This is a genomic window from Vibrio sp. 10N.222.46.A1 (assembly GCF_041473595.1).
In the GTDB taxonomy this organism is placed as follows: Bacteria; Pseudomonadota; Gammaproteobacteria; order Enterobacterales; family Vibrionaceae; genus Vibrio; species Vibrio tasmaniensis_A.
This window is the reverse complement of record NZ_JBFRSN010000827.1, coordinates 1-2,997: the sequence shown is the minus strand read 5'-3', so window position 1 is coordinate 2,997 and position 2,997 is coordinate 1. Positions and strand designations below refer to the sequence as shown.

The 2,997-nt window shown below is 40.9% G+C and carries 4 protein-coding genes and 1 pseudogene; 1 reads left to right on the top strand and 4 read right to left on the bottom strand.

Annotation, left to right across the window (positions count from 1 at the left end; translation table 11 throughout):
• The first annotated feature begins 94 nt into the window (after window positions 1-94).
• Window positions 95-466 carry a hypothetical protein gene (locus AB4496_RS20620; RefSeq protein WP_102258049.1) on the top strand — a complete coding sequence of 124 codons (372 nt, stop codon included), beginning with the start codon at window positions 95-97 and terminating at the stop codon, window positions 464-466.
• 59 nt (window positions 467-525) lie between these two features.
• On the opposite strand, the gene AB4496_RS20615 is transcribed toward AB4496_RS20620, so the two are convergent.
• The 4 genes and pseudogenes from AB4496_RS20615 to AB4496_RS20600 all read right to left on the bottom strand — a co-directional run.
• Window positions 526-1,137 carry a hypothetical protein gene (locus AB4496_RS20615; protein WP_017082572.1) on the bottom strand — a complete coding sequence of 204 codons (612 nt, stop codon included), beginning with the start codon at window positions 1,135-1,137 and terminating at the stop codon, window positions 526-528.
• A gap of 167 nt (window positions 1,138-1,304) precedes the next feature.
• Window positions 1,305-1,970: a glutathione S-transferase N-terminal domain-containing protein gene (locus AB4496_RS20610; protein WP_102258048.1), complete on the bottom strand. Its 666-nt coding sequence runs from the start codon at window positions 1,968-1,970 to the stop codon at window positions 1,305-1,307.
• Between the two features lie 88 nt (window positions 1,971-2,058).
• On the bottom strand, window positions 2,059-2,685 hold the full coding sequence (locus tag AB4496_RS20605) for a LysE family translocator (protein WP_017082570.1): 627 nt from the start codon (window positions 2,683-2,685) through the stop codon (window positions 2,059-2,061).
• A 67-nt stretch (window positions 2,686-2,752) separates the two neighbouring features.
• Window positions 2,753-2,997, bottom strand: a pseudogene (locus AB4496_RS20600) (ABC transporter substrate-binding protein); the annotation flags it as partial.

The following is a 2,997-nucleotide window of genomic DNA, read 5'->3' as shown; positions in this document are numbered from 1 at the left end:
ATTTACACTCTGTGCTAACTCTCAAATCGTCCAACGATAAATTATCAATGATAAAATCTTAAACTAGATGAATAAATAGTAATAAAGGAATCCAATGTTTATAAGATTTATTGCCAGTATGGAGGAGGAAAAGCGACTCCAGCATACTCATGGTATCATTACCCAAGCACAAATGATGCTTGTCGACGGATTGATCCTTTACGAGTACCATCAGGTGCATATTAAAGAAATCTTCACTCAACTTAATGAATCACTACCATGTCCACCGTTCCACTCAAAGTCATGGCCAGACAATGCTATCTCTTGGTTTTTAGACTCAAGCGTCAAACATATATCACTCATGTATGAGCTAAAATATATATTAGAAGAATATGATACAAAGGTGGCGACATTACATCATTCAGACGTCGGCACCATTTTATACAGAGATGACTTTCAAGTGGTGGCTAAGTCTAGCCTCTTATGAAAAACAAAATAATATATTAATAATAAAATGAAGCTTCTAAAAATATATACCCTCGCAAGTTAAAATGAGAACTGCAACCCAAGCTCATAGCTCACTTCCGCCTCATCACGCTCTGCATATTCTAAATTTGCAACTAAGCCAAACACTGAGCCGAATTGAAAGACGTTATTCCACTTAAACTCATCTCTTGCTAGATCTAAGAAATCATGCTGATAGGAAACTCCCATCAACCAATGATTAGCTATTTGTTTTCTAACCATCGCTTGACAGTATGTTCCACGCTCGGAATATGGTGAACTGTAATCACTATCAGCACGATAGTTTACTGCTCCACAGGATAAAGAGCTTGCCATTGCCCCTCCCAAACGCCCAATGAGTCCTCCGCCAGCTTGCCAACTATCTACCTCCGAACTAAATCGAGTGAGAAAGTCTGCTCTTCCTTCAACGAATACGTAGTCAAAAACTTGAGCACTGACATCTAAGTATAACCCTCCCATCGTCTTATTCTCTGTATTGTCATACTTATCGTTAAGGTAAGGTTTTAACGCTCCCGACTTAAAACTAGCTCCTTTATAACCAAATCCTATATGAGAAAAATTATCAACAATCTCACTTGATGCAAAGCTTGAACACGAAACTAACAACATCAGAGGAACAACTTTAGTTATCATAATACGATATCCTGTGGCACTTTTTTGAAATGAAAATTTATTCTGTACATTGCATATTGACAGCAACATACGGAAATAAACTGTAACAAATCAATATGTAACATCCGATAAATTTAAACGCAAACTATGCGTTGCGTTCACATTTCCATCGTTGTCTTAAAGCATGTTTAAATTCCAGTGCCAATCCTATCTAGGCTGTCATACCAATTCAAAACATGGCTAGTCAGCATTTCCCCTGTGAAAGCGTTACTCGTAGACAGCAGCCACTTCAACGTCCCATAGACGATATAGTCTGAATACATGGGCGCATCGCCCGATAAGTATCGTGTCTTAGCTAAATAAGATTCCAGTACTCTCATTTTTTTGAGTAAGTCGGCCTTTGCTAACTCTTGGTTGTTGCTTTGTACATTTTCTAAGCTGTCCTGAAAGTGTTTCTCTCTAGAGGAACGAAAGTAATCTTTATCGCGATCTTTAAGCTTGCAGTAAATGTCGAAGATGGCAATTTTGGCGATGTCCGAATGTAATGATGCTGTCCACTCATGGAAAAAAAGTGCCATTAAACGCCCTTTTTCACCGCCAAATAATGAAGGTGATTCAGGGTAGTGGGCCTCAAGATAATCAGCGATGTTAAACGAATCAGAGAGCACCGTTTCACCATCTTTGATGGCGGGGAGTGTAGAAAACTGCGCCTTAAACTGAGCCTGAATGTCGACAAAAGAAAGCTCAGTGGTATCAAACGCTATATTTTTGTGTATCAAGCACATTTTCGTACGCCAACAATAAGGACTGAATTTTAAGCCATCGTCCCCACACAGTTCGTAAAAAGTGATCATAGGTGTCTTACTCCGAGAGTTGCTAAATAGGTGTATTGGTTGTGCTGGGCACAGTATGTTCAATCTTGGTCGCGGTTCTCAGTCGAGATTAAGTGGGTTCTTTAACTGCTAGAATACCTGCGGCTCCCAGCAGTAAAGCACCACTTCCTCTGGTCACAGCGGTAAGAGATAGTCGGCTCGCATCAACAATCCGTCTGGCCGAAAACGCATAAAACATCACTAAACTGAAATCAAGCAACGCCATGGTTGGGCACATCACTAAGAGTTGAGGGAATACGGGTAAGTCGGGGTTGATGAATTGCGGGAAAAAAGCCGAGAAGAATAGGATGGCTTTGGGATTGCCAGCCGCGACTAAAAAGCCAGAGTAAAACAACTTTTTGTTTGAGGCCTGTAAATCTGAGTTGTTGAGGTTTAAGTGCTCAACTTGTGCTGGTTTAGCGAGGAGTATTTTTAGCCCCATGTAAACCAAGGTGATCACACCAAAGACTTTGATGACAGTAAATGCCACTACCGAATTGGCAAGGATGACACCTAAACCCAAGGCGACTAACACCATTTGAATAAAGTTAGCTGAGATGTCCCCAAGGGCGGTATATAGCACGCGTTTGTGCCCATATCTGAGAGCATGTGCAATACCTAAAAATATGCTAGGCCCTGGTGTCGCGGTAAGAATGAGCGATGCCGCGACAAAGCCGAGCCAAAGGTGAAAGTCCATTTTTATCCTTAATTATCCGTTAAACACTGCAAATCATATCGCTACAGATACACTACCATACCAGCGATTACTCCAACCACATATTGACCAGAGACATTACGCCCATATTGTTCGTTTCTGTGCCATACAAGTTGTCCGCTCGAGTCACGGTGAAATGATTGCGCCATAGAGGGCAATAATAATAGTTCTGGATAAGCCAATCCTCCGCTCGATACAGTTTGTGCAAAAACTCTTGACTGTTGTTACTTTCCTGCATAAACATATCAATAAATGTCAATAGGCTTTGTTTTCCACGTTCAGGCAAGCAGAGAC

Excerpts from the sequence above, each read along its gene's own strand:
- AB4496_RS20615 (WP_017082572.1), bottom strand. The coding sequence starts at position 1,137 with ATGATAACTAAAGTTGTTCCTCTGATGTTGTTAGTTTCGTGTTCAAGC.
- AB4496_RS20610 (WP_102258048.1), bottom strand. The coding sequence starts at position 1,970 with ATGATCACTTTTTACGAACTGTGTGGGGACGATGGCTTAAAATTCAGT.
- AB4496_RS20605 (WP_017082570.1), bottom strand. The coding sequence starts at position 2,685 with ATGGACTTTCACCTTTGGCTCGGCTTTGTCGCGGCATCGCTCATTCTT.
- AB4496_RS20620 (WP_102258049.1), top strand. The coding sequence starts at position 95 with ATGTTTATAAGATTTATTGCCAGTATGGAGGAGGAAAAGCGACTCCAG.